This window comes from Sulfitobacter sp. 1A15258, from assembly GCF_043557045.1.
GTDB lineage: Bacteria > Pseudomonadota > Alphaproteobacteria > Rhodobacterales > Rhodobacteraceae > Sulfitobacter > Sulfitobacter faviae.
On record NZ_JBIFFK010000001.1, the window covers coordinates 723783 to 749172 of the forward strand.

Annotated in this window: 23 protein-coding genes; 6 read left to right on the plus strand and 17 right to left on the minus strand. The window is 63.5% G+C overall.

What is annotated here, in order from left to right; genetic code table 11:
• Window positions 1-90: 90 nt before the first annotated feature.
• The 5 genes from ACGYK9_RS03600 to ACGYK9_RS03620 all read left to right on the plus strand — a co-directional run bounded on the left by ACGYK9_RS03600 (window position 91) and on the right by ACGYK9_RS03620 (window position 8520).
• The gene (locus tag ACGYK9_RS03600) at window positions 91-309 is read left to right on the plus strand and encodes a helix-turn-helix domain-containing protein (RefSeq protein ID WP_394408663.1); all 219 of its coding nucleotides are present in this window, start codon (window positions 91-93) and stop codon (window positions 307-309) included.
• Window positions 306-3224 (plus strand): ATP-dependent helicase, encoded by a 2919-nt coding sequence (locus ACGYK9_RS03605; RefSeq protein WP_394408666.1) that lies wholly within the window; start codon window positions 306-308, stop codon window positions 3222-3224. Before ACGYK9_RS03600 ends, ACGYK9_RS03605 begins: the two co-directional genes overlap by 4 nt.
• Window positions 3224-5098, plus strand: coding sequence for a site-specific DNA-methyltransferase (locus ACGYK9_RS03610; RefSeq protein WP_394408669.1), 1875 nt, complete (start codon window positions 3224-3226; stop codon window positions 5096-5098). The genes ACGYK9_RS03605 and ACGYK9_RS03610 overlap by 1 nt, the downstream gene beginning before the upstream one ends.
• Window positions 5091-7760, plus strand: a complete 2670-nt coding sequence (locus ACGYK9_RS03615) for a TnsA endonuclease N-terminal domain-containing protein (protein ID WP_394408672.1) — start codon at window positions 5091-5093, stop codon at window positions 7758-7760. The genes ACGYK9_RS03610 and ACGYK9_RS03615 overlap by 8 nt, the downstream gene beginning before the upstream one ends.
• 94 nt (window positions 7761-7854) lie before the next feature.
• Window positions 7855-8520, plus strand: coding sequence for a hypothetical protein (locus tag ACGYK9_RS03620; RefSeq protein WP_394408675.1), 666 nt, complete (start codon window positions 7855-7857; stop codon window positions 8518-8520).
• Between the two features lie 194 nt (window positions 8521-8714).
• Here the strand turns inward: ACGYK9_RS03620 and ACGYK9_RS03625 are convergent, their stop codons facing one another.
• The 13 genes from ACGYK9_RS03625 to ACGYK9_RS03685 form a co-directional block, all read right to left on the minus strand.
• The gene (locus ACGYK9_RS03625; RefSeq protein ID WP_394408677.1) at window positions 8715-8972 is read right to left on the minus strand and encodes a hypothetical protein; all 258 of its coding nucleotides are present in this window, start codon (window positions 8970-8972) and stop codon (window positions 8715-8717) included.
• Window positions 8969-9643: a YcbK family protein gene (locus ACGYK9_RS03630; protein ID WP_394408680.1), complete on the minus strand. Its 675-nt coding sequence runs from the start codon at window positions 9641-9643 to the stop codon at window positions 8969-8971. The genes ACGYK9_RS03625 and ACGYK9_RS03630 overlap by 4 nt, the downstream gene beginning before the upstream one ends.
• 73 nt (window positions 9644-9716) lie before the next feature.
• The gene (locus ACGYK9_RS03635) at window positions 9717-10004 is read right to left on the minus strand and encodes a DUF6127 family protein (protein WP_026784118.1); all 288 of its coding nucleotides are present in this window, start codon (window positions 10002-10004) and stop codon (window positions 9717-9719) included.
• A gap of 19 nt (window positions 10005-10023) precedes the next feature.
• Window positions 10024-11100, minus strand: coding sequence for a DUF2793 domain-containing protein (locus ACGYK9_RS03640; RefSeq protein WP_394408683.1), 1077 nt, complete (start codon window positions 11098-11100; stop codon window positions 10024-10026).
• A gap of 10 nt (window positions 11101-11110) precedes the next feature.
• Entirely contained in the window at window positions 11111-15076 is a 3966-nt protein-coding gene (locus ACGYK9_RS03645) for a glycoside hydrolase/phage tail family protein (RefSeq protein ID WP_394408686.1), read from the minus strand.
• A 9-nt stretch (window positions 15077-15085) separates the two neighbouring features.
• On the minus strand, window positions 15086-15520 hold the full coding sequence (locus ACGYK9_RS03650) for an NlpC/P60 family protein (protein WP_203331078.1): 435 nt from the start codon (window positions 15518-15520) through the stop codon (window positions 15086-15088).
• The gene (locus ACGYK9_RS03655) at window positions 15517-16401 is read right to left on the minus strand and encodes a DUF2163 domain-containing protein (RefSeq protein ID WP_394408691.1); all 885 of its coding nucleotides are present in this window, start codon (window positions 16399-16401) and stop codon (window positions 15517-15519) included. Before ACGYK9_RS03655 ends, ACGYK9_RS03650 begins: the two co-directional genes overlap by 4 nt.
• Complete coding sequence (locus tag ACGYK9_RS03660) at window positions 16398-17024, minus strand: DUF2460 domain-containing protein (protein WP_127657658.1); 627 nt, start codon at window positions 17022-17024, stop codon at window positions 16398-16400. Before ACGYK9_RS03660 ends, ACGYK9_RS03655 begins: the two co-directional genes overlap by 4 nt.
• Window positions 17024-19441 carry a phage tail tape measure C-terminal domain-containing protein gene (locus ACGYK9_RS03665; RefSeq protein WP_394408694.1) on the minus strand — a complete coding sequence of 806 codons (2418 nt, stop codon included), beginning with the start codon at window positions 19439-19441 and terminating at the stop codon, window positions 17024-17026. The genes ACGYK9_RS03660 and ACGYK9_RS03665 overlap by 1 nt, the downstream gene beginning before the upstream one ends.
• Window positions 19422-19562 (minus strand): hypothetical protein, encoded by a 141-nt coding sequence (locus tag ACGYK9_RS03670; RefSeq protein WP_394408697.1) that lies wholly within the window; start codon window positions 19560-19562, stop codon window positions 19422-19424. The genes ACGYK9_RS03665 and ACGYK9_RS03670 overlap by 20 nt, the downstream gene beginning before the upstream one ends.
• 98 nt (window positions 19563-19660) lie before the next feature.
• The gene (locus tag ACGYK9_RS03675; protein WP_394408700.1) at window positions 19661-20098 is read right to left on the minus strand and encodes a hypothetical protein; all 438 of its coding nucleotides are present in this window, start codon (window positions 20096-20098) and stop codon (window positions 19661-19663) included.
• Complete coding sequence (locus tag ACGYK9_RS03680; protein WP_394408703.1) at window positions 20098-21036, minus strand: phage tail tube protein; 939 nt, start codon at window positions 21034-21036, stop codon at window positions 20098-20100. Before ACGYK9_RS03680 ends, ACGYK9_RS03675 begins: the two co-directional genes overlap by 1 nt.
• Before the next feature lie 24 nt (window positions 21037-21060).
• On the minus strand, window positions 21061-21480 hold the full coding sequence (locus ACGYK9_RS03685) for an acyl-CoA transferase (RefSeq protein ID WP_394408706.1): 420 nt from the start codon (window positions 21478-21480) through the stop codon (window positions 21061-21063).
• Between the two features lie 107 nt (window positions 21481-21587).
• Here ACGYK9_RS03685 and ACGYK9_RS03690 point away from each other — a divergent pair, with 107 nt between their 5' ends.
• The gene (locus tag ACGYK9_RS03690; RefSeq protein WP_394408709.1) at window positions 21588-21965 is read left to right on the plus strand and encodes a hypothetical protein; all 378 of its coding nucleotides are present in this window, start codon (window positions 21588-21590) and stop codon (window positions 21963-21965) included.
• 50 nt (window positions 21966-22015) lie between these two features.
• Here the strand turns inward: ACGYK9_RS03690 and ACGYK9_RS03695 are convergent, their stop codons facing one another.
• The 4 genes from ACGYK9_RS03695 to ACGYK9_RS03710 all read right to left on the minus strand — a co-directional run bounded on the left by ACGYK9_RS03695 (window position 22016) and on the right by ACGYK9_RS03710 (window position 25389).
• Entirely contained in the window at window positions 22016-22648 is a 633-nt protein-coding gene (locus ACGYK9_RS03695) for a DUF6441 family protein (RefSeq protein ID WP_394408711.1), read from the minus strand.
• Window positions 22649-22653: 5 nt separating this feature from the next.
• Window positions 22654-22965, minus strand: a complete 312-nt coding sequence (locus ACGYK9_RS03700; protein WP_228657450.1) for a hypothetical protein — start codon at window positions 22963-22965, stop codon at window positions 22654-22656.
• Window positions 22965-23300: a DUF2190 family protein gene (locus ACGYK9_RS03705; RefSeq protein WP_394408714.1), complete on the minus strand. Its 336-nt coding sequence runs from the start codon at window positions 23298-23300 to the stop codon at window positions 22965-22967. The genes ACGYK9_RS03700 and ACGYK9_RS03705 overlap by 1 nt, the downstream gene beginning before the upstream one ends.
• Window positions 23301-23373: 73 nt before the next feature.
• Window positions 23374-25389, minus strand: coding sequence for a prohead protease/major capsid protein fusion protein (locus ACGYK9_RS03710; protein ID WP_394422390.1), 2016 nt, complete (start codon window positions 25387-25389; stop codon window positions 23374-23376).
• Window position 25390 lies beyond the last annotated feature (1 nt).

Sequence of the window (25390 nt, forward strand, 5' to 3'; positions counted from 1 at the left end):
TCAAATCATCTTGCCAAGTTTGTACATTCTTGCCCTTCTGCGCAATCTTGCGCAAGATGAAGCACAGGCGCGAACCGATGAGAGATGCCCATGGGCGATCAGGAAGACGAGATACTGACTGTCGACGAGGTCGCTGCCTTCCTTAAGGCGGGCAAGAGAACGGTCTACCGGCTTGCCGCAAATGGGACGTTACCGGCTTTCAAGTTGGGTGGAACTTGGCGGTTCCGTAGGGCGGATTTGAATGCATGGATGGAAAGCAAGACCGTTTCCGGCGGCTCAAAGACAGCGCAAGGAGCAGATGATCAATGAACGCTCCGATTTCGCTCTCTTCAAATGCCAACCCTCAGCAGCTGGAGGCAATCAAGGCTACCACAGGACCTGTCCTGATCATTGCTGGCCCAGGCTCAGGGAAAACGTTCACGCTCGTTGAGAGAATTGTTTATCTGATAAAAAATGAAGGCGCCGCTCCGGAGTCGCTTTTCGTTGTTACGTTCACCGATAAAGCGGCCCGAGAACTTACAACTCGAATTTCAAATCGGCTTTCAGATCTGAAAATCGAATTCAACCTGAATGAGATGTATCTTGGTACGTTTCACTCAATATGTCTTCGCATACTTGAGGATTACCGTGAGTACACGAGGTTGAAGCGCAGTTTTACTCTGTTTGACCAGTTCGATCAGCAGTATTTTCTATACCAAAGAATCACAGAGTTCCGAGAGCTTCCTGATGCCCAGCTGGTCATGGGTGATGATCAAACCGGACGCTGGCGGCAATCAGAGCAGCTTCTAAAGTGGCTCAACAAAGTCAGCGAAGAAGCGCTTGATCCGACGACGCTAGAGGAAGCACCGGATGTGGAAGTTAGGGCCCTTGCCGGATGCTTCAAGAAATACCAGGAGCTTCTACTAGAGAACAACTGCCTAGATTTCTCTGGCATTCAGTATGAGGCGCTAAAGCTGCTTGAGACGCACCTTGAAGTGCTTGAAAGCCTGCGCGGCAAACTATCACACCTCATGGTGGACGAGTATCAGGACACGAATACCATTCAGGAACGCATATTGCTGCTTCTTGCTGGTAAGCAAAAAAATCTTTGCGTCGTGGGTGACGACGACCAAGGTCTGTACCGATTTCGGGGAGCCACGATCCGAAATATTCTCGAATTCCCTACGCTCTTCGATGAGGGCGAATGCAAGCAAGTCTCGCTGACCGTGAACTACAGGTCTCATCCTGCGATCATCAACACGTACAATGAATGGATGGCCGGCCAAGACTGGTCAGACGGCGAGCGCACCTTCCGCTTTGAAAAAGCGATCATTCCACGGGACGACATCTTCCCGGCGGTCCCGACGGCCGTCCGACTTGCGGCCAAAGACGAGCCCGACCAAAACGACAATTGGCACGCCGAAGTGTTGGCCTTCCTCCATTCGCTCAGGGACTCGGGGAAGCTCTCAGACTGGAACCAGGTCGCCTTTCTGTTTCGTTCCGTGAAGAACGCCCGAGTTGTGGCGTTGGCACGTTTCCTCGAGGCCAACGACGTGCCAGTCTACTCTCCGCGGTCCAACATGTTCTTCGAGCGTGAAGAGATCCGGTTGATGATCGGTGCGCTGATTTTCCTGTTTCCTCAGTTTTCCAAGGTACGCCAGTGGGCCGAAGGCGCCCATCTTCAGATCTGGGACTACTACGACCATTCGTGCTTCAAGGCGTTCACTGACGAGCTTCGCAAGCCCGAGAACAGACGGATGCTGGAATGGGCGCGGCCGTTGGCCAAGCGCCATGCCGTCCTGACGCAGACGACCGACTATGCGTTTTCAGGGCTTTTCTATCAGCTCCTTCAGTTCCCTCTGTTTTCCCGCTTCCTCGATGAAGAAACCATGCAGGGCGTGGACAAGGGGCGCGCCGCACGCAATCTGGCGACTTTCTCCAAGCTGCTGACCAAGTTCGAATACCTGCACTATGTCACCGTTCTGAACCCCGAATTCATCGAGCGCGACATCCGGAACCTGTTCAACCAGTTCTTCCGCTTCCTTCAGGATGGCGGCATCGGCGAGTATGAGGACGAGGCAGAATACGCGCCCAAGGGCTGTGTTTCGTTCCTGACCATTCACCAGTCCAAAGGCCTGGAGTTCCCGGTCGTCGTCTGCGGTTCGCTGGAGGCGGTGCCGCGCAAACAGCACACCGCATTGGACGAACTGCTCGAGGATCGGGGTTACCTCTCCAAGGCGCGGTTCGAGCCGCTGGATCGGATCAAGCACTTCGATTTCCAACGCCTCTACTATACGGCCTTCTCCCGCGCGCAGAACCTGCTGGTGCTGGCCGCGCAGGAGCGTGACGGCAAAGGCTTGGGGAAGTCGCCATCGAAGTATTTCGAGCCGCTCTTCCGTTCCCTGCCCAACTGGCGCGACGTTGACCTGTCCGAGTTGACCTTCGAGCAGGTGAAAGAGATCAACCTCAAGCGCGAGTATTCCTTCACCTCGCACATCACGCTGTTCGAGAACTGCGCGGAGCAGTACCGCTTCTTTAAGGAACTCGAGTTCGCGGCCATCCGTGTCAGTCCGATGCTGTTCGGCACGTTGGTCCACCAGACCATCGAAGACATCCACAAGGCCGTGCTACGGGGCGAGGAACACACCGTCGTTCCGGACGCCATCGAGTCCTGGTTCTCATCGAACTACGCGATGTTGTCGAAGAAAGAGCGCGTCTACCTGGCCCCGGTCGCTCTGTCGGCTGCGCTGGACCACGTGATGCGCTACTACAAGCGTGAGAACGGGAACTGGGACCGGATCCGCGAAACCGAGGTTGAGATTTCACTGGTCAAGGAGGACTACATCCTCAAGGGCAATGTCGACCTGATCCGGGGCGAGAATGGCACGGTTGAAGTCGTGGACTTCAAGTCCGAGAAGAAGCCCGATATGGAGAAGGACCGCGACCGGCTGCGGCAATACCAGAGCCAGCTCGAGGTCTATGCCCATCTCATCGAAGAGCGCACCGGCCACAAGGTCAGCCGGATGCACCTCTACTATACCGGCGAGCAGGACGGGAACCCGTATGTCACCTTCTCCAAGGATGACCGGGCCATCGGCAAGACCATCGCGCGGTTCGATGAGATCGTCGGCCGGATCGAAGACGGCGACTACCGGATCAAGGCACGCCCCGCGAAGCTGTGCGAGAACTGCGATATGCGCGCCTATTGTGACACCAAGAATTGGCATTTCAGGAAAGACGACTGATGAACGACGACAAGACCACGCAAGAGAACATGGATCTGGGCACCTCGAACGCGGGTGTCGACAGCGTGGAGAAATACCAGTTCGCGCCGATCAAGGGCTACCCGATGCTGAACTGGCGCGGGAAGCGACCGTTCACATCAACCCAGTATTTCCCGGCGCAGCTGAAAGAGGTGCACGGCGAGGAAGTAGACGGCTGGCGCAACAAGATCTTCTGGGGCGACAACCTTCAGGTGATGAGCCACCTGTTGAAGGAGTTTCGTGGGAAAGTAGACCTCATTTATGTAGATCCGCCCTTCGACTCGAAGGCAGATTACAAATTAAAGGTTTTGGCCCAAGGAAAGAGCACAACCAACGATTGGCAATCATTCGAAGAGAAACAATACTCTGACATTTGGACCAATGACGAATACCTGCAGTTTATGTATGATCGGTTGGTTCTAGCGCGTGAGCTATTGGACGAAGATGGGTCCATTTTGGTGCATTGCGATTGGCATAAATCACATCATTTGCGGTGTCTTCTCGATGAGATTTTCGGAGCTCAGAATTTCCGGAGTGAGATAATTTGGGCCTACCCCGGTCGCGAAATGCATATCGAAACAAAGTATAATGCAAAGCATGACACCATCTTTTTCTATGCAAAAACTAGCGCAACAAAGATCTTCATGAAACAAATTGCCACCGCCTACGACCGGGCGGAGCGGCTTAAAACACTGAGACGTAAAGTCCACAAAGACCCCGACGGACGCGAATGGGTTTGGGAAACTCGGGGGCAAGCGGCAGGACAGGCGCCGTACAAGCGATACGTTGACGACATTCTAGAGGACGGTAAGGCGATCAATGATTACTGGAACGATCTTGACTACGAGGGCGTCGATGATTGCTGGGAGGACATTCAGTTTCTTAGGGGTAATGCTCCTGAGCGAGTAGGTTACCCAACCCAAAAGCCAGAGTCTCTCCTTCAGCGCATAATTGGTGGTCACACCAAACCAGGCGGCCTTGTGCTTGACTTTTTCATGGGTTCGGGAACAACACAGGCTGTTTCAATGAAGCTTGGGCGCCGTTTCCTTGGAGCCGACATCAATCTTGGTGCCATTCAAGCAACCACCAAACGACTTGTTCGCGCATCCACGAAACTTCAGGGATCATTCAATGATCCAGAGGACAAAAAATTCACCGGTTTCGAAGTCTACAACGTTAACAACTACGACGTTTTCCGAAACCCCGCGCAGGCAAAGGAACTACTGATCGATGCTCTAGAAGTCCAACCATTGGAAATGAGCACGATTTTTGACGGAGAGAAAGACGGGCGCATGATCAAGATCATGCCAGTTAACCGTATCGCGACACGTGCCGATTTGAACGAGCTGATTTCTGGATTTGACTACAAAGCTTGGGAGCGCCGTCAAGGTGAAAACCCAAACCGGGCAGTTGAAAAAGTAACGCTAATTTGTATGGGCCACGAACCAGACCTTTCTGCTCACCTCATTCTTGCAGCCAAGCCCTACAAAATCGATGTCGAAGTCCTGGACATCCTCCGCGACAAGGCCGACCTGGAATTCAAGCGTGACTCTGACGCCAAGGTGGCGGTCAAGGACGGTGAGCTTATCATCGAACGCTTCTACCCCATGAACCTGCTGCAAAAGCTGTCCATGCAAAAAGAGGCCGTGGACGACTGGCGAGAGCTGACCGAGAGCATCCTCATCGATTGGAACTACGATGGTGCGGTTCTGCAGCCCACCGTTGTGGACATCCCGGAGGACAAGACCGACCTGGTGATCGGCCGTTACAAGGTGCCCGCCGACGCCGGCACCATCCGCGTCAAGATCACCGACCTCCTCTCGGAATCCTGGGAAGGGAACGTCACCAATGGCTAGCCGCCCCAAGACCCAAAGCGCGTCGCTGGACTTCGCCTTCTTCCAGTTCCTGTGGGAGTTCTACCGCGGAAACCGCGGCACTATTCGCACCCACTACAAGGAGCTGACCCGCAAGTTCCTGGACTTCAACAACCCGGAAAAGAACCCCAAGGCCTTCCTGCGTGAACCGCAGTTCGAGGCGCTGGAGATGTACGTGTTCCTCAAGGAATTCATGGGGAACGCGAAGGTCGAAGAGATCTTCAAGGCTTGGTTCGAGAAATCGGGCCGTTTTGCGGGCCGTGCCGAAGGCGGCATTGTCGGAGACACGCGCCAAGGGTCGATGTTCGATGCGGTGACGCAAGACCAGTACAAGGCCGTTTTTGCCGCGATGCGGAAGAACTCCCGCATCTATCCGAACTACATCTTCGCGCTGACCATGGGGACCGGCAAGACGATCCTTATGGCGACCTGCATCTTCTACGAATTCCTGCTGGGCAACAAATTCGAGAAGGACGAGCGCTTCTGTCATAACGCGCTGGTCTTCGCGCCGGACAAGACCGTGCTGCAATCTCTGAAAGAGATCGAGTCCTTCGACCTCGCGCAGGTCGTGCCGCCTGAATACGTGAACTTCCTTACCACCCACCTGCGCTTCCACTATCTTGAAGAAGCCGGGACGTCACTCAGCACGCTTGATCGCTCGCGTTTCAACATCGTCGTCTCGAACACACAGAAGATCATCCTGAAGCGTCAGCGGAAGGAAAAGACGCCGATGGACCAGCTCTTCGGCGCGACGGGAAATACCGTTGCTGAAAGCGGCGTCTACGCCGAGGCTTCTGACCTCTACGATTGGGACCAGCCGGAGGAAGAAGCCGAACTCACGACCAACCAGCGTTTTGAGAAACTGTGTCGCCTCGAACAGCTCGGCATCTTTGTGGACGAGGCCCACCATGCTTTCGGAAAGAAGCTGGCGAAAGACATGGGGATCGGGACCAAGGCAACAGACACCAGCCTTCGAACGACCATCGACATCCTGGCCGCGAGCCTGAACAAAGCCGGCACACGCGTAGTCGCCTGCTACAATTTCACCGGCACGCCCTACGTCGGCAAGGAGGTTCTACCGGAGGTCATCTACGCCTACGGCCTCAAGGAGGCGATCGACAAGGGCTTCCTCAAAAAGGTGGACCTGCGCAGCTACAAAAACACACGCAATGAAGAGTTCGTGGGAATTGCGGTAGACCGGTTTCTCGAGGCGACGAAGGACCTACGTCCCGAAGGCATGCTGCCCAAGCTGGCGTTCTTCGCTGCAACCATCGACGAGCTAACTGGCGATCTGCGCCCCGCAGTGGAACGTGCTCTGGCCAAACACGGCATTCCTGCCTCGCGGATCCTCGTGAACGTCGGCGATGAAAAACTGACAACAAACGACGACATTCGCGAATTCAACCGGTTGGATACGCCAGACTCTGAAAAGCAATTCATTCTTCTGGTGAACAAAGGACGTGAAGGCTGGAATTGTCGTTCGCTCTTCGGCGTCGGGCTTTTTCGTGCCCCCAAGTCCAAGGTCTTCGTTCTTCAGGCAACCATGCGTTGTCTCCGAGCCATCGGCGAAGCTCAGCACACAGGTCACGTGTTCCTCTCAGACGACAATCTCCAGATCCTCAACGACGAGCTTCAGCAGAACTTCCGCATCAGCGCCGACGAACTTCAAAACGTGGCAAGCGACAAGGAACGAGTACAAATCCGCGTGGTTGAACCACCGGTGAAGATCAAGCTTGTCCGTGTGCGCAAACAGTACAGCGTTCGTGAGAAGAAGCTAGCGGCCGGGGCATCCCTCGGCCTGAACCGCTCGGATACTGAAGCTTGGGCTGAATTGGTCGAAAGGTATCGGCTAATTGAAACTCAACAGGAGGGGCTCACGGCGGCCGACGCGGCCAAGGCAGCTTCCAGCCGTTCGTTTGACCTTACTCAGCGACGTGAGAAGCGTGTCTTTTCGCGACTTACCCTAGTGGCCGAGATCGCGCGCTATCTCAACCTCAACCCTTCCGACATCGAGGATCTGCTGGATACGACCAAAGAGGGGACCGAAGAACTCGTAGAAATCGTCAATGAATTCAATGAAATTCTATATGACGAGATAATTCCACGCCTCTTCAAACTCCTATTCGATCTCGACGAAACCCAAAAAAAGGAAGAGCATGAAGTCGAACTCATAAAAGTTCCGCCAAGCGGATACTATGAGATTACTGCGGCAAAAGACAAAATCGTTCGCAGCAGTGATGCAAAGGAGGCCGAGATTGAGAAAAGCTTCCACCTCGATACCTACTGTTTTGACTCGAATCCAGAGAGGACGCTGTTCTGGGATTTGCTTCGCGAACAAAGAGTGAAGAAAATCTACTTTACCGGAATGCTTACGCACGGACAGTCAGACTTCTTCATTCAGTACATCGACCCGGATTCCCGTACAGTTCGTAGCTACTATCCAGATTTTGTATTCGTGCGCGAAGAGACCGATGGCAGTGAAAAGTACGTGATCGTTGAGGTGAAAGGCGACCACCAGATCGAAGATTCAGTTGTGCAGGCAAAGAAAGACTTTGCACAGCAAATCGCCGTGGCCAGTGGCATGGAGTATCGCATCATCAAATCGAGTGATGCCGATGAACGTCGGTACCGGATGCTGATGTGATCTACCGTCATCAAGCTGGGTTAACTGTGGAACTCAGGTCTGTTTTTCTAGCCGGAACACGCCCCTGTCACTCTTTACCTGAAGGGCAGTCTTCATGTCTGAACCCCTTTCCCATGCCACTCTAAAGGCCAAGCAGCGCGCTATTCGAGCGGATTTTCCGCGAACCATGGGTTTGCGTGCTCATCGTGCCATCAGCTGGGTCGGCCGAGCAGAGGCCTGTGGTGAAGATGATGATGCGCGCTTCATCTTTCTATGGATCGCTTTCAATGCTGCCTATGCAGACGAACAGGAGTTTCAAGCGGTGGCCCCGGGCGAACGCGCAGCCTTCGTAGATTATTTTGGTCGGCTGGTCGCTCTTGATGGCGACCAGCGCATCTACAAGGCTCTGTGGCAGCGGTTTTCAGGCCCGGTTCGGATGCTCATGGAAAACCGATATGTCTTCAATCCCTTTTGGCAATACCACAATGGGATTGATGGGTTTGAAGATTGGGAGGATCGCTTCAAGACCTCAGCCCGCTCCTTCGCGCAGGCCTTCCAAGCCGGTGACAGTGTACGCGTCCTGAGCTTCGTCTTCGACCGGTTGTACGTTCTGCGCAATCAGCTCGTTCATGGAGGGGCGACCTGGAACAGTAGTGTGAACCGGGCGCAGGTTCGGGACGGCGCTGCAATCCTCGGGTTTCTGATGCCTGTTTTCATCGACATCATGATGGACAACCCAAATGAAAACTGGGGCAAGCCATTTTATCCCGTCGTTGAATAGATCAGAGACCGACTATGCTCATCACGCTTCAATTGGATTTGCATATTCGAGCCTGGTTTCTCATGACAGCATAGTCGGCCATCATCTCCGCGATCGCCGATCCATCTGGCAACAATGCTAGTTCCTCGGCCGCCCGTGCCTGAAACTCCCTGCTGTATTCCACGACCGGCGGACACGCTGCCACGCCGCCACTTTCAAAACCTGCCGTCGCGCAACCGGTTAACAAGCTCGTCGCGGTTACGAGGACGGCGAGCCGCCGCCTCCAGCATCCTTCTCTGAAATTCATTGGCTTTCTCCCTGGTGTCGAGGCGTTCCGCGAGGCGACCAGCGCGTTCGCCGGAGCGGCGCAGGGCAAGCAGGAAAAGCAGGATCGCGAAGGCTGTGACGCCGTAGCGGAGCGCTGCGCGTGCCCATGCCGATCCGGCGAACGCAGCGAGGAGGCCGGCGATCATCGCCGCCCCCGCTTCCAGTCGTCGAGCCGGGCGTAGATCGTGACCGCGATGCCGCCGAGCGCCACCGCGATGAACACCCAGCGCAACGTGTCGAGATACGGGACGAGCGGCAGGATGGCGGTCTGAGTCTCGGCCAGGGCGCCTTGCGCCACCTCCAACCCGGCTGCGCCCAGGGTCGCCACGCCCGCTGCGCCACCTCCCTTCATGGTGCGGCTGTCGGCCAGCACTTCGCGCGCTGGTGGCGTTTCTTCGGCGAATGCAGTCGCGCGGACCGGGAACCGCTCGCCCCACTGCCGCGCAGGACCGAGGTCGACATGGATGAACCCCGATCTCGGGTAGAAGCCGAAGCCAAGAAATCCGACCTCGCGCGCCGCGGCCTCGAACGCCACCGGGTCGTGGTTCGCCATGGCGATGTCGAAGGCGGCGCCGTCGAGATGCTTCGACCGGGTCGCGCCGCCGACGGCACGGTTGTGCTCGGGGCTGCGATAGGCCGAGCGAACGATCAGCGGCTTGCCCAGCCGGTCTCGCAGCGCCTGCAGCTTGTCGAGCGCAGGCTCGTTGATCAGCAGCCTGCCGGTGCCTCGGCAGCCGATCTCGGCCGGGCTGAAATTCGGCCAGTGCCAGGTGCTCTCCGGTACATCACGCCAATGGCGGTGGAAGGTCGTGGTCATGGGGTCCTCCAGAAACGAAGAACCCGCCTCGAGGGCGGGTCATTGCGGGCTGATGAATGGGGATGGGGAGCGACTACGGGCCGCCGCCGAAGATCTTGAGCTTGATGGCGATGCCTGCGAGCAGCGCCAGCATGACGCCGGTAGTGATCATGCGGACGGCGGTCTGCATCGCGGTGCGCCGCACCAGCCGGATGCAGTCTACAAGAGAGCGCAGATCGCGGATGTCGAGCGCGGCTTCGTCGCCGTCGAGCCCGACATCGGCGAGCGCGCGCTTCGCGCCTTCCTCGGCCGCTCGGGTCAGGATCGCCTCGAACTCGGCGTCGGGAATGCGCACGAAGCCCTCGGATCGGGGTGGTGTCATCGGGTCCTCCTTCCGCCGCTCAGCCGATCTTGCAGCCCCAGAAGGACGTCTGGTCGGCAGCGAAGTAGCCGTCCGCGACCCGGAAATATCCCTGCAGCTCGACGGTATCTCCCGCGGTCAGCGGGACCATGGTCTGCAGCCAGATCGCGGTGGCGAGCGAGACGTGGGTGGCGGAGATTTCGCCGAGGGAGCCACGGATTTCCGTGGTTCCGTTCAGGACCAGCCGCCCGCGCATCCGCGCGGTCGTGCTGGCGTTGACCTTGTACATGAGCGTCGCGCCGAAGAGGTAGGTGCCGTCGACCGGCGCCACGAAATGGTTGTTCGCGGCGTCGAAGGCGCCCTGATCGTTATAGTCGGTGTTGTTCAGACCGATCTTGGTCCAGGCGCCAACGCCCACGTAGTTGTCGTAGTTGGTGTACGCCTTGAACCGCGGCAGCCGGGGCTGATCGACGATGCCGGTGGCGTTTTCGACGCTGAGCCCGTCGAAGAAGGTGCTGCCGTCGGCCGAGACCGCGAGGCGGAACCTGTCCGAGCCGAAGAGCCCGACCAGCGCCTTGGTGACGAAGCCGGTCTGCAACGTTAGCCCGAGATCGTCGCCCGCGGCCTCCTTGTTCATGGTGTAGAACAGATCGCCGGTGCCCCCCTCGGCCACGGTCTTCGCCGTCCAGAGCGCGGCGTTCAGCTTGGCCGAGAACGGGTTCGAGGCATCCGCTGTCGTACCCAACCCGAGAAGCGCCATGTTCTGCAGCGCCGCCGGTGTGGTGCCGACCCAGCCCCCGCCGTCATAGACGAGCAGCAGGCCCTCATCCTCGACCCATGCCCGCCAGCCAGTCCGTGGCGGCAGCCGCAGCCAGGTGCCGTCGGTCCAGAGCGCGACGTTCCGGTCCCAGCCCGCCCAGTCGCCCGTCGCGCCCGAGCCGACGATGTAGCGGTCGCCATCGGCCGGACTACCAGGCGGCGCGGTCAGATCCCTGTCGAGGACGGAGAGCTGGACGAGCCCGTCGAGGATCCGCAGCGCCTCGTTGTGGGTGACGTGCTTCTGGGCCTGCGACGCAAGGATGTAGGGCAGCAGGAGATGGGTCGTGGCGTCGGACATGGGATGGCCTTCAGAACGTGAGCGTGACGGTTTTCGGCGCGCCCCGCCCGACGAGTGCGGAGAGCTGGTAGATGCGGACGGTGAGGCTGTCGCCGGTGGCGAGCGGTGCGCCCCAATCGGCGGTCTGGTCTGCGGCGGTGTAGACCGCGCTGGTGGTGGTCGTGTTCAGCACCCGCTCCACGGTTGCGCCGTCGAGGATCTCGACCTCGTAGGCCTCGGTTTCCTCGGCGAGTGGCACGTCGACCGCGCCCCAGTTATCGGCCGCGAGTGACCGGGACCGGCGCGTCCAACGGATGGTCAGATCGCCGGGCGTGCGCGGTGTGCGCCACGGCTGTTCGACATGGGTGACGGAGAACGGCTGTAGCCCGACACCCGAAGGCGTGAAGGTTTGCGCCACATAGGTCTCGTCGCTGACGGGACGGCTCGCGGGGCCAATGCGCCAGTTCCACGGGATGCCAAGATCGGCTTCGGCGATCGGCAGCGATGCGAGGCTGTCGTCGAGCACCACCACCCGCGCGCCAGCGGGCGTCGGATTGCCCATGGCGACTTCCGTCCCGCGTTGGCCGCGCAGGAGCCGGGTGAGCCGATACCGGCCTGAGGCGAGCAACTCGGCCGCGCCCGCCTGCACGATCTCCCAGACACTAGGCGCGCTCTCGATGGCGAGCACGTTGGCGCCTCCGAAGAGCGTCAGGTCGGTGACGCTTTCCAGCGTGCCGGTCAGCAGATCGACCACCAGCACGTTGCCAAGGTCGAAGCGCGAGGTGGGGCCCGCGAAGAAGTCGGAGACCAGAGCCCCGAACCGGGCGCGGCTGCCGAACGTGGTCAGCAGCTCGAAGCCGTCCGTCGAGGGGCTGCGGAACACCGCCATCTCGCCCGGCCACGGCACGGCATGGGCTGCGGCGTAAGGCCGATGCGCCGGCTGGTCCTCGGTCAGCTGAGGCAGGTCAATCAGCACCGCATCCGGCGCGCCGAATACCACGGCCCGCGTCAGCGAGGCTGCGCGGGGATCGCCGGGCGGCAGATCGTAGGTCGCCCGGTCCTGGCGCACCGCCTCGATGCCGCGCGCCTCGGCGTCGGCGATGGAGACGAGCCGCAGATCGACCAGTCGCCCGTCATGCGCGAGCCGGATCGCGTCGGCCGGATCGAGCGCCAGGCGCGAGGGCGGCAATCGGAACGCTGCCGTCTCGCGCCCCACCCACGCCTCCATCAGCGCGCGACGGCAGCGGCGTTCGGCCTCCTCGGGCGGCACGGCCATGGGGAAGCTCTCGGAGGCGATACGCGTCGTGTCCACGGTGATGCGCCGCGCCTCGACGAGGGCCGCGTCGTAGTCCTCATCGGCGCGGGCGATCTGCCACTTCAACGCCTGCGGCAGTTCCGTTTCCTGGCCACGCGTCAGTTCCAGCACGTCGCCCTCGCGGGCGGCGACCAGATCGTCAGGCGCGAGAGTGGCGACGGAGGCCCGGCCGCGCATGACGAACCGGATCACCCCCTCGGTCTCCACCGCGTCGAAGCCGAAATGCCGCGACAGCGTTGTGATCGAGGCGCGCGGGCTCTCCAGCGCCGTGATGGCGTAGCCCTCCACCGCGCCCCAGAGGCCGGTGACGTCGATCCGGTCCTCGGGCAGCCCTGCGCGCAGGCAGAGGTGCCGCACGAGTGCGGCCAGCGACACGGCTCCCAGACGACCGGTCAGCCAGTGGCCAAGCCGCCAGTTCGCGCCGTCCGTCCAGACATCGGTCAGCGCGGGGAAGAACGGATAGGGCCGCGCGTCCCAGGTCCAGGCGGCGCATTCGGGGACATGCACCATCCGGCCGCCGTAGACCGAGGACACCGGGTTGTTCGCAGACTCTCCCCACCAGAGATACGTCGCTTCCAGATAGGCCCGCTGGATGGCGTCATCTCGCCAGCCCCGCGAGAAATGCGGCGTGAAGCTCTCCGACGACTTCGGGTCGAAGAAGACGTTCGGCTGGTTCGTACCGCGGTCGATGGCGGGACAGCCGAGCTCGGTGAACCAGATCGGCTTGGACTGCGGCACCCATGCCGTCGGCGTACCGCTCTCCACCCCGCCCGGGCGGTTGTAGTGGGCGTTCGACCACCAGGCGCGCAGATCCTTGTAGCGGAAGACCCACGGCTCGCCCGCCGCACCATCGGTGATCGGGGTGCGTACCTGCGCGGTGCGGTCCGCCGCGCTGGCATAGAACCAGTCGAAGCCTTCGCCGCCCGCGATGTTCCCCTGCAGGTAGGCGCGGTCGTAGATCGCGGGCCAGCCCTCCTGCGCATCGGCATGCTCGAACCCGTCGCGCCAGTCCGAGAGTGGCATGTAGTTGTCGATGCCGATGAAGTCGGTGTCCGGATCGGCCCACAGCGGATCGAGATGAAAGAACACGTCGCCGCTGCCATCGCCCGGCTGGTGCCCGAAATACTCCGACCAGTCGGCGGCGTAGCCGATCTTCGTCCCGGACCCGAGGATCGAGCGCACATCCGCGAGGAGGTCCCGATACGCCTGCACCGCCGGATAGGTGCTGGCGCCCGAGCGGATCGTGGTCAGCCCAGGCATCTCGGTGCCGATCAGGAAGCCGTCGACACCGCCTGCCGCCGCGCAGAGATGGGCGTAGTGCAGCACCATGCGCCGCAGACCCCAGTCGCCCGGCGTGCCGGTCCACGAAACCGACTGACCCGAAACGCTGAAGCTTGCGGGCGTTGCGGTGCCAAACAGTGCGGACACCTGCGTCGCGGCCGTGGCGGTCTTGTCCACCGTCCCCGCGAACCCTGCCGCGGGAGAACAGGTAATCCGCCCCCGCCAAGGGAACGCGGGCTGGCCGATCTCGGCGGCGTTGTCGGAATAGGGGTTCGGCAGGCTGTTGCCCGGCGGGACGTCCATCAGGATGAACGGGTAGAAGGTGACGCGCAGCCCACGCGCGTTCATCTCCTGGATCGCCTGCACCACCGCGAAGTCGGACGGCGTGCCGCCATAGACAGGGCGATCCTGATCGTCCCGGCTGACGAGGAAGGCGCTGGCGCGGGCGACGCCATTGACCGACCAGCTGGCGGGCGTGGTCAACTTCGCGGACACCTCGACACCGGGCCGCACCTTGCAGAAGCCCGCGCGCAGGTCGTCGCCGAACCACGCCACCACGAGGCTGACGCTCTCGACCACCGGCGCCATCGCCTGCAGCCGGTCGAGTGCCTCCACCATGTCCGTAGAGTCAGCCAGCGCGTTCAGGTTCTCGGGCACCGTCGCGCCGCCATCGGTCTTGCGGATCGCCTGCGTGGCATAGGTGAACTCGCCCGAGGCCGGGATCATGGTGACGGCGCGGGTCAGCCCCTCGGCGGTGTCGGGATCGGCGAGCGGGCGGAACACCTCGAAGGACAGCTGCGGCAGGCGGTTGCCATAGGTCGAGAGCGCCAGTTCCTCGAAGATGACATAGGCCGTGCCGCGATAGGCGGGGGTGTTCGACGATCCCATCTTCGCGGCGATGAAGGTATCGGCGGTCTGGGCCTCGTCGCCGGGATACCAGCGCCAGGTAACGCCGGAGAGGTCCATCGGCTTGCCGTCGGCCCAGATGCGGCCGATGCCGGTGATCGGTCCCTCGCAGAGCGCGACGGCGAAGGAGGCGTAGTAGAGGTACTCGGTCGTCTTGACCTTGCCGCCCCCGCCACCCTTGCCGCCGCCCTGCGTGGTGGTCTTCGTCTCCTCGCGGAAATCCGTCGCCCAGATGATGTTGCCGCCCATGCGCATGCGCCCGTAGAGCCGCGGGATCACCGCGCCCTCGGTGGCCGAGGTGATGCGCAGGGTGTCGAGCCGCGCGCCCTCGATGCGCTGGGTGGGCGCCAGCGACGAGATGATCCAGCTGTCAACGACCGAGCCGATGCTGGAGCCGATGAAACCGCCGATCGTCGCGGCGCTGACGCCGAGGATCGCGCCGCCGATGCTGCCGCCAATGGCGGCGCCGGCCGCGCCGAGAACGAGGGTGGCCATGTGTGGATCTCAGCGTTGCGGGAACAGGAAAGCGAAGGCAATGCGCCGAAGCCAGGCGTGGGTGAGCGGTTCCTCGATCACGCCGAGCCGCTCGTAGGCATGCAGAAAGGTGTCAGGCCCGGTCAGGATCCCGACATGCTTGGCGATGGCGCGGGGCTTCATTCGGAAGAGCACTAGCGCGCCCGGACCGGCTGCCGCGGGTTCCACCTCGACCATCATGGCGCGCGCGCCCTCGGCCAGCACCTCGCGCGGGCCGGTCTCGCCCCAGTCCCGACTGTAGGGCGGGACCGGGAATGGTTCCGGGCCCACAACCTCGCGCCAGACGCCCCGAGCAAGCCCGAGGCAATCGCAGCCGACGCCACGCAGGCTGGCCTGGTCGTGGTATGGTGTGCCCAGCCAGGACCGCGCGATGGCGATGACGCGGGCGGGATCGGCGGAGGTCACAGCACGCCGCCCTCGTGCCCGCCATCCTTGGAGGCGTAGCGCAGCACGGCATCCTGACCGGGGATATGCGGGAAGCCGCGGAAGTTGGTGGTGTTGGCGAACTTCGCCCCGCAGGTCTCCATCCGCTTGTCGCAGCCCGCACGGATGGTGAACGCGTCGTCCTCGGCAATCGCGCGCACCGGCGCCTCGAGCAGGGTCAGGATTGCCACGCCGTCCGCTACGTCATGGCCCAGCACCTCGGTGCGCCGCCCCGCGTTTGCGCCGCTCGTCCATTCGACGGTACCGAAGGTGAACCAGCCGGCCTCAAAGTCGCCGAGACCCGAGGCTGTGAAGGCCCGGTCGCGCAGGAGATCGATCACGACCCCGGTGCCCTTGAAGGCCGTGTTCTCCAGATCGACGCGGCAGCGCGTATCGCCGAGCGCGGCGTCACAGGTCGCCTGAAAGGTCCGCCCGACCGTCTGGCCGAGGACATGTGCGAGCGAGCGGACCTCAGCTACGAAGGCCAGCCGCCCGCGCCGGATCTGGCCGATCGCCCCGCGCCGCATCAGCACGCGTTGGCCGGTGTCGGCCCAGTTCACGCGCCAGACCTCGACCTCGGCATTATCCCAGCGGCCGTCGAGGATGTCGGTCTCGGTGATCCGGTCCGAGGTCAGCACGCCCTCGGCGTCCTGCGCATCGACCGACAGGTCCGAGCCCGAGCGCACCTCGGACGCCGTCAGCCCGCTCTCGGGCTCGAAATCGGTGCCATCGAAGGTCAGCGTCCGGTCATGGTCGGTGAAGCCGAAGGTGACGCCATCGGCGCGACTGATCCGCCAACACCAGGCGAGCGTGGTCGTGCCCTCGTCGAGATGGGCCTGCAGGGCGGGATCAAGTGTCTTCATCGGCGCAGTTCCAGAAGCGGGATGGAGGTGATCGAGCCGAGCCGCTCGAGGTCGAGCGTCACATCGAGCGCGTCGGTGTCGAAGCGGACCGGCACGTCGAAGGCGAAGCCCGCGGTAATCGTGACGCCCTCGGCGGGCGCGCTGTCCAAGGTGACGATGCCGGTGGTCGTGTCGACGGACCAGCCGCCCGACTGTTCGGCGCCATCGAGGGCGACGCGCACCGTGCCAGCGACGGGCTTGGTGATCGTTCTGGTCCATATCTGGCTGCCCGAGGCGTAGCGCTTCACCAGCTGGAAGGCGGTGGTCGCGCCGTCGCCGGTGCCAATCGACTGATCGGTCAGCGATGGCGTTCCTGAAGGCAGACAGGACTTGTGATCGCCCCAGTCCTTGAAGCGAAACCCGTGCAGGCGACCGTTACGCGCCTCGAAGAAGGCGACCACGGCCGCCAGATCGTCCGCGCGGCGGATGCCGTAGGCGACATCGTAGCGGCGTCGCGAGTTGGCCCAACTGGCGTTGCGCTCCTCGTCGCCCGAGGCGAGTTCGACGATCTGGGTGCGGCGTTCCGGCCCGCCGCGTGCGCCCCGGCTGATATTGTCGGGAAACCGGACCTCATGAAACGCCATTACATGCCCCTCCGCCCGAGGGAAACGGCGCGGGCAATGTCCGCCGCGACCTGCGTCCTCGATTGCCGGAAGCTGTCGGCGTCACGGGCCATGATCGTTACATTCACACCGCCGCCTCCGCCATAGGATTCCGCCTCACGCCGTGACAGCACGCGTTCGCCACGCTGCAGGATTGCGGGCACCTCGTCGTGGCGCAGCCCGGCGACGCCGCCTGAATGCATGCGAGGAGCGGCGGCGAAGGCCATGGCCGGGACCATGCGCGAAGGCCCGCCCGATCCAACCATGCCGCCCGCATGCAGGATGTTCGCGAAGATACCACCCGCGCCGCCAAGCGCGCCGGAAAGCGCATTGGCGATCGGCCCCAGGATGAACCGCCGCGCCGCAAGCTTGGCGAGATCGGCCAGCAGCGAGGTAACCAGATCGCGGAAATCCAGCTTGCCGGTCTTCACGAACTCACCGACAGCATTCTCGGCCGACTGGAACGCGCTGACGAGGCTCTGTCCGATATCTCCGCCGATCTCACGCGCCTTGCTGGCATAGTCGGAAAGTGCAGCGGTGACCGCCTGCCAGACGGTGACGGCGGCTTCGGTATTGGGTTCGGCGGCGGCCGCTGCAGCCCCGACCGCTGCGCCCGCACCCGTGGCCGCCTGTCCGGCATCGCCAAGGGCTGTCTCGAACCGCGCCGCCGCGTCGGTGGCTTCGGTCAGCGCATCGGCGCCATCGTCATCGCTGCCCCGCACCGCATCGCGCAGCCCCTGCCAGCTGGCGAGTGGCGCACGCGCACCTTCTGCCAAATCCCGCGCTGCACCGCGATACGTGTTGGCTGTCGCCAGTGCAGAATTGGCCACCTCGGTGAGCCCGAGATCGGGGGCTGTGAGCGGGTTCTCTTCGAAGGCCCGGTCGAACGCCGTCTGCGCGGCAGTCGTCGCGGCAGTCGCAGCACCCTCGAAGCGGTTCTCAATCTGGCCCAGCTCAAGATCCGGGATAATCGAGATCCGTCGTTCGGACCCGAGCGCTTCCAGCCCCTGATTGATGCCGCCGATGAAGCCGTTGATCCGAGAAACAACGCCGTTCAGCATCGCTTCGACACCGTCGATCAGGCTGTTCGCCGCCTGAAACGCGAGATCGCCGATGGCGGCGGGCAGCATTCCCCAGATCGCCTTGATTGCCTCATAGGCACCCTCAAAAGTGTTCGCGGCCGTGTTGCCAAAAGCCACCACGCTCTCGATTGCGCTCTGCATGCCGGAGGCGGCATCGGCCTTCAGATCGAAGAACATCGCCGTGGTCGCAGCGCCCGCCGCCGCAGCCCCCATCTTGATCCGATCCCAGACTTCGACGGCAAGGTCCTTCAGGAGCGACATCGCCGCGCCAAAGCCGCCCGCGCCGGAGACGAGGCGCGTGAACTGGTAGACGAGCTCGCCCGCGCCGACGATAAGCGCGCCGATGCCGGTGCGGATCAGCGCGCCGCGCAGGACGACCAACGCCGTGGCGAGGCCACGGACCGAGAGCGCGGCAGCGGCCATTCCCGCCACCCAGCGGCTCGCGAGAAAGGCCGCGAAGGTGGCGGCGTAGGTGGTCAGGCGGCCGATGTTGTCGAAGAGCCCGCGGATCGAGGTGCCCAGCGGACCCGTGCGGCTGGCGATGGCCGCCATGGCGTTGGCGACGGCCTCCAGCGCGGGTGCCGCGGCGACCGCCAATTGGTTCGACAGCCCGCGCCAGATCAGCCCGAGCCGGGAGATCGCATCGTTGGTCCGCTCGATCTGGTCAGCGTCCTGCTCGGAGACGACGACTCCGAAAGCGAGGACGTCCTCCGTCGCCTGGCGCAGCGTCGCGGTGTCGATCCGCGACATGGCGATCGAGCCTTCCTCGCCGAACAGCTGGCCCGCGACCGCCGCGCGCTCGGCGGCGGGCACGAAGTTCTCAATGGCGGCGTTGATCGCACCCACGCGCTGATCCAGCGGCAGGGCGATCAGTTCGCTGGCCGACAGCCCGAGCCGGTCGAGCGCATCGGCGGCGGGACCGGTCCCGGCCGCCGCCTGGCTGAGACGGCGCGTCAGATCCTTGGTGGCCTGTTCGATGCCGGACATCGACACGCCCGCCAGCTCGCCCGCGCGCTCCAGCGTCTGGATCGAGGCAACGGTGGTGCCGAGGGACTGGGCCAGCTTGGCCTGTGCATCGACCGTCTGCAGACCGGAGCGGATCATCGCCACGCCAGCAGCGGCGGCGGCCGCCACTGCGGCGGCGGCAGCCACACGCACCCGCCGCGAGAAGGCCGCGAGCCGGGCGTTCGCCGCTTCCATCTCGCGGCTGAGCCGTCCGAAGCCGCGCGACCCGGCCTCGCCGACACCTTCCAGCTCGGCGCGCACCTGCCGTCCGCCCACGGCCGCGAGGCGGACGCTAACCCGTTTTTCCGCCATGGGAGTGATCCATCTGTTCGTTGAGTTTGGCGACCATCACCGCTTCGATGACGGGCAACAGTTCGGCCATGGCGAGCGGCGGCACGCTGAGGGCGTCACCGAGCGCCAGCGCCGCAGACATGTCCCAGCCGATCACGGCGCCGGGCAGGACGCGCAGTTGGCCGCCGAGGCGACCGACGAGATCCCAGACCTGCCAGCCTTCATACGTGAGCGGCCGGTTCAGGCGCGTCGGGCAGTCTTGGCACGCTTGCGCGCAGGCTTCGCAGTATCGGTCGCCCCCGCCGAAGGACCATTCGGCGAGAGCGCGGAGGCGTTTTTTTCCTGTTCCAGCAGCAGGCCCTTGGAGACATAGGTCAGCTGGAAGGCCTCGAAGATCGGCCAGACGTCGAGCAGCGCGTCGATCGCCTCGGGGCTCGGTTCGATGGAGTTGCCGTCGGCGTCGCCGATGCCCTCCCAGGAGAGCATCGCCCGCCGCGCGAGCGCCTTGGCGAAGGCGACGGCGCGTTCCTCGTCGGAGGCGTCCTCGGGAACCGCCTCGACAGCGGGATCGCTGCGGGTCGCAACCATCAGCGCCGTGGTCAGCGGGCGGAGCTGCACCCGGACGCCGGGCGCAAGGTCGCGCCAGCGCGGCGCGTTCGTCAGGTCGAGCGTCAGCATCAGTACACCTCAATGTCGTTGATCAGGGTGGCCGTGCACATCCGGCCGACAACGCTGTCGCGAGCGGCCTGCCAGTCGAAGATGGCCTGCACGCCCTGCGGCCCGGAAATCTCGATGCGCGGGCGCGGCAGGTAGACGGCGTGCACGGTGAAGGTGAAGCTCTCGCCAGAGGGCAGCACATAGGCGAACTCGAGCTCGCAGGGATCGCCATTGATCGCTTGTGTCACCAGCGTCTGATCGGCAAATCGGACCTCGATGGAGCCGGTCAGCGCGGCGATAGAGGGGTCTGCCCCATCAATGCGGCCGTCCGAGCGAATGGTCTCGATGCGGTCAAGGTTGTTGGCATAGGTGATATCGGCCGAGACGACGTTGCCGAGGGCGGAGCCATTGCGGGTGATCGCCCCATTGAAGTGGCCGAAGCGCTGCAATTCGAGAGCGGCAGGCGTGCCTGCACTGGTCGTAGTTCCAATCGACTCGCCCTGCGCTACCAACCGCGCGGTGGCGGTCAGGAGCCCCGAGCGCTGCATCTGCCAGGTGATTTGGTCGAGCACGCAGCCCGAATACATCGCAAATCGTGGCACTTCGGGCATGCCGGTCTCGATGGACATGCTGGGCAGCGTCCAGGACCCCGACTGAAACTCGTGCGTCCAGGGGCCGGTGCCGGTCGTGGTTGGATCACCAAAAGCCGCCTTCAGCCAGAACCCGAAGGCCTCGGCGTCAAGCGGTACGACGACATCGCCATCGGCCGTCACCGCATCCTTGATCGGGGCCAGCGGGTCGCGGCCGTAGCCCAGCAGTTCGGAATTGAGCAACGGCTGCTCGGCGCCCAGCGACGTGCTGGCGAAGGGCATCTTGGTGAAACCGCCCACCGGGGGCGTTCCATAGGTTGTCTCGAACGCTAGCGCCATCTGCGCGCGCGCCCCCTGGGCTCGTGCCATTGTGTTCTCCTCGGATTGTCGGGATCAGCCGAGCGGGTCGGCCGTGGAATAGTGCAGCACCACCGGGATCACGGCGGCCTTCAGGCTCGCGGCGCCCTCGACCGGCAGATCAACCGGGCGCGGCGCTTCGGCTTCGATCCAGTCGCAGAGGCCGCCCAACGTGCGGTCGGCGGCGATGTTCGTGCCGATGCTGGCGGTCAGCGCGTCGAAGGCGGCGTCACGGGCGGTGCACTGAATGACCGCCTCGATCTCTGCGCGGTGCTGGTAGTGGTAGCGCAGCGGCGACAGCGTCACCTCGGGCTCTCCCGGCTCACCGTCGCGTAGAATCAACAGCCCCTCGGCTGGCACGCGCTCGGGAAGCATATCGCCGCGCAGGGCGGTGGCAGGCAGCGCCGAGAGCCGCGCGTGCAGCGCGGCGAGGATGGTTTCGCGGGGGGTGGGCATTTCCTGTCCTCATTCAGGCCAAGACGGCAATAAGTCTGATTTTCTTTTCCATCAGCGAGTTCCGCTGCTAGTCTTGTTCAGACGCTTCCCGAATCTGGAGCCTGATCATGGATTTCCTTGCCCGATCCGCGACCCGTGTTTTCGCACTGTGCTTGGGAGCGATGCCTCTCGCAGTTCTAGCCGCCCCCCCTGAATGGCTACCGGCTGGCATCACACTGCCAGAGCCGCACGCCGTGCTGATGGACCAGAAGATCGGCTCGAATACCCATCTACTCCAGATTGTTGTCGAGACGGACCCGACGCCCATGTTCGCTGATTGGCAATCAGCGCTTGTGGCCGCCGGCCATGATGTCAACGACAGCATGATGTTCGACGGTCGGCTGCTTTTTTCGAGCTCCGAGGTAGAATCCGGCCAGATTGCCGTTCAATCGTTGGATGAGGCAGAGTTCATGATCCAGATCGACATGACCATGGTACCTGACTGACCAATGGCTGGATGCCAGTTGATCAGGCGATCCTCATCTGGATCTGTTGGTCAGCCAAGCCGCCCATCTACCCACTTCTCCACGATCAGTCCCGGCACACCGTCCAACGCCCGCTCCGCATCCCGCGCCAGGTCGAGCCGCTTCGGCAGCTTGACCTGCGGCACCAGCAGGAAGATCGGCGCAGTCAACTTTCCGCGCCCGGTCTTCGAGCGCGACACCACCGCCTGGCCCTTGGTGTTCAGCCGCCCCTCCGCCACCAGCAGGCTCGGCCCTCTCCGACGATAGACGAAGCGCAGGCGCAGTCCGCGTCGCCGTTCCCATTCGCCGGGCGTGATCCGACCGCCCCGCAGGGACTTGCCTGCGGCGGGCAGCGGGATCGCCAGCCAGAACCCGTTTTTCGAGCGGATCAGCGGCCCGCTGTCGTGCGCGCCGACGATGACCGGCGCCTTCGACCAGACCAGCGCCGCGGCGTTGAGGCTCTCGCCCGATCTCGGGAAGTTCTGGCTCCGGATCGAGTTGGCGAGCCGGGGGCCGAGCCCCGCGCCGGTGATCTGCAACCGCCAGGCCGACTTCAGCCCGGATCCGGCCTCGCGCATGGCGGCCGTCACCGCGCGTTCCCCCGCCGCGACCTCGGCAGCCATCATGGCTACGATGTCGGGATCGATGTCGAGCTTCAGCTTCATCACGGTCACGCCGGGCGCAGATCGACGGTCCAGACCAGCCGCTCGCGGTCGCGGACGGGCTCGCCCTGGATGAGGAAGGCGTCGCCGTCGATCTCGATGCGGTCACCGGGGCGCGGGTTCGCCACCTCGGCGACGCGCAGGTCGATCCTCGTGGTCTCGGACCAGAGCCGCGCATCGCCGAAGTCGGTGACCGCATCCGCGCGCCGGGCGACGACGCGCACCAGCTGGGGCGCGCCGCCGTCGGCGATATAGACCGCGTCCCGGCCGATGTTCGGATCGGCGAAGAGCGCGCCCACGGCGGCGGCAAAGGCGCTCATCAGAACGTCGCGTTCAGGCGCACCCGGCCGATGGTGTCGCCCGCGCCGCTCGCCACTGCCTCGACGGCCACGCCGATCAGGGTGTTCGAGGTTGCCACGTTGGTGGTGCGCTTGTTGGTGTCGTCCCAGTAGATCTTTGCGCCGGCCGTCCAGGCCTGCGAGCCGATCTTCGTGATGTCGAAGACGCCGGTAAGCGCGGTCTCGACGCTCTCGCCGAGCGCGGCGGTGCCTGCTGCCACGCCGAAGATGGAACCGACGAGCAGGCCATTGCCGGAGGCGACGGCATAGGGGGCGATCAAGGTGATGGTGTTGCCGGGCTGGACAAAGTTTTTCATGGGGGGATCCTCGTGGAAAGACGAAGGGCGGCCCGTCAGGACCGCCCGCATGTCAGGGTTCAGGAAGCGGGCGTCACGCGCCCGGGTTCTTGTAGAGGCCGCGCCAGTCAATGGCCTTGGCGCCGAAGTCGAGGCGGCACTTGATTTCGACGCCGTCGACGTCGAAACCGTTGCGCGTCTCGATGTAGGCGCCCTGCTGGCCTTCGAGATAGGCGTATTCGATGGTGTCGATCTGGTTCGGGCTCGCCGCCAGATACCAGGCGGTGGCGCTGGCGGCATCGAGGCGCGGCTCGCTGATCGGCGAGAGAGTGCGGATCGATTGCGGCACCACGCTGGACGTCGCGGCGGGGACGAGGTTCTGGGCGACCAGCTGCTCGGCCTTCAGCTCCAGCGCGGCGGGCACGATCAGGAAGGCGGGGCGGATGTTCAGCACCGTCTTCTTGTCGAGGCCCGTCTGCAGCGCCATCGCCGCACGGGCCGCGCCCACCGCATCGACGGCCAGCGCCGCACCGGTGCCCGCGAGGTTCTTGTGGTTGGCGTGGAACAGCGCCGTGCCATCGGCCATTGCCGGGTTGGCGGTGATGATCCCCCAGACCACGTCGCTCTCCAGCTGGGCGATCGAGTTGCCGTACATCGCCGGGATCCGGGTGAAAGCGTCGAGATCGTCGTTGATCAGCACCTGCCGGGTGATGGCCACGACCCGGCCGTAAGTCTTGACCTTGTAGCTCTCCTTGCTCTCGCCCAGCGTCCCGCGCTTGAACTCCCCGCTTTCGCCGACCTCCAGAAGCTGCGGCGCCTCGCCCAACTGGACGCGGTGCATCGACTTGAAGTCGGTCGCCAGCACCTGGCGGCAGAAGAGCGAGAAGGTCCGGGGATAGGCGTCATAGGCCTGCCGCAGCGTCTTGTTGGTGACCGCCGACAGGATCTCGGGGAAGTCGGAGGTCGAGTGCAGGGCGCGCGTCGCCACCTCGTCGCGCGACAGGCCGCGCGTGTTGACCCCAGCATTGCCGAGGCTTTCGCGGGCGAGTTCCAGCAGCGTCATGCCGCGATACTGGCGCGCGGCGTCCTCCAGCTGGAACAGCGTGGGGCTGTAGCGGTGCAGCAGCGCGTTCGCCACCGCGTCGCGGCGGGTGATGCGTTCATCCCGGCCGCCAAGGGGGACCGAGACATGCGGGAAGGTCCGGGTCTCGTCCGATTTCGCGGCGACCTGATCGAGGATCAGGCGGCGGGATTCGTCCACGCTGACGCCGCGCTTGACCAGATCCTCGGCGAAGCTGCGCTCGAGGTTCAGGCGGCCCGCCAGATCGTAGATGGTGGAAACGCGGTCGCGCTCTGCATCGCGGGCACGGGTCGCGATGGCCTCGGTGTCGGGGGCCTCAGGCTTGGGGGCCTTGGCCTGGCTGCGCGTCTCGGCCGCGCCGGTCTTGTCGTCGGGCATGTTGATCTCCTCGGTCGCTGCCGTGTCGGTGGTGTCGTCGGCCGGGGCGGCCGGGGTCGTCTTGTCGGTCATGGGGGATGCTCCTTCGCTGGTTTCAGCGTCCCGGCGATGGAGGACGCAGTCGTGATGTTCGCCCTTGGCGCGGAAGCCCGCGGCGGGATCGGCGCCGACCGGCACGGCCGAGATCTCGAACGGGGTCCATTCGACCGCCCGCCAAAGCTCGCGCCCGCCATCGGGTTTCGAGATGTCGAAGCGGTGGACCTGGTAGCCGATCGAGACCGCCCGGATGTGCCCGGCCTGGATGTCGCGCCAGATCGGCTCGACGTCGGCACGCTCGCTGATCCGCACCTGCGCGATGCCGCGACTGTTCTCGATCCGGGCCGAACCGGGCACGACCGAGCCGATGACGGCGTCGAGCGTGTCGATCTCATGGACCTTCAGGAAGGGCGCGCCCGCGTTCAGCCGTTCGAGCCGGACATGGGCGGGATCGAGGCTCAGCTCCTCGTCATAGGGTTCGCCGAAGAAGCTGGCGCGGCGAACGCGGGCGCCTGCCGACCAGATCACCTCGACGGTGCGCGCGTCGTTGTCGACGCTGTTTGGCGCAAGCTCCGCCGACCGGCGCAGGGCCGGCAGTTCGATCATTGTGTCCATG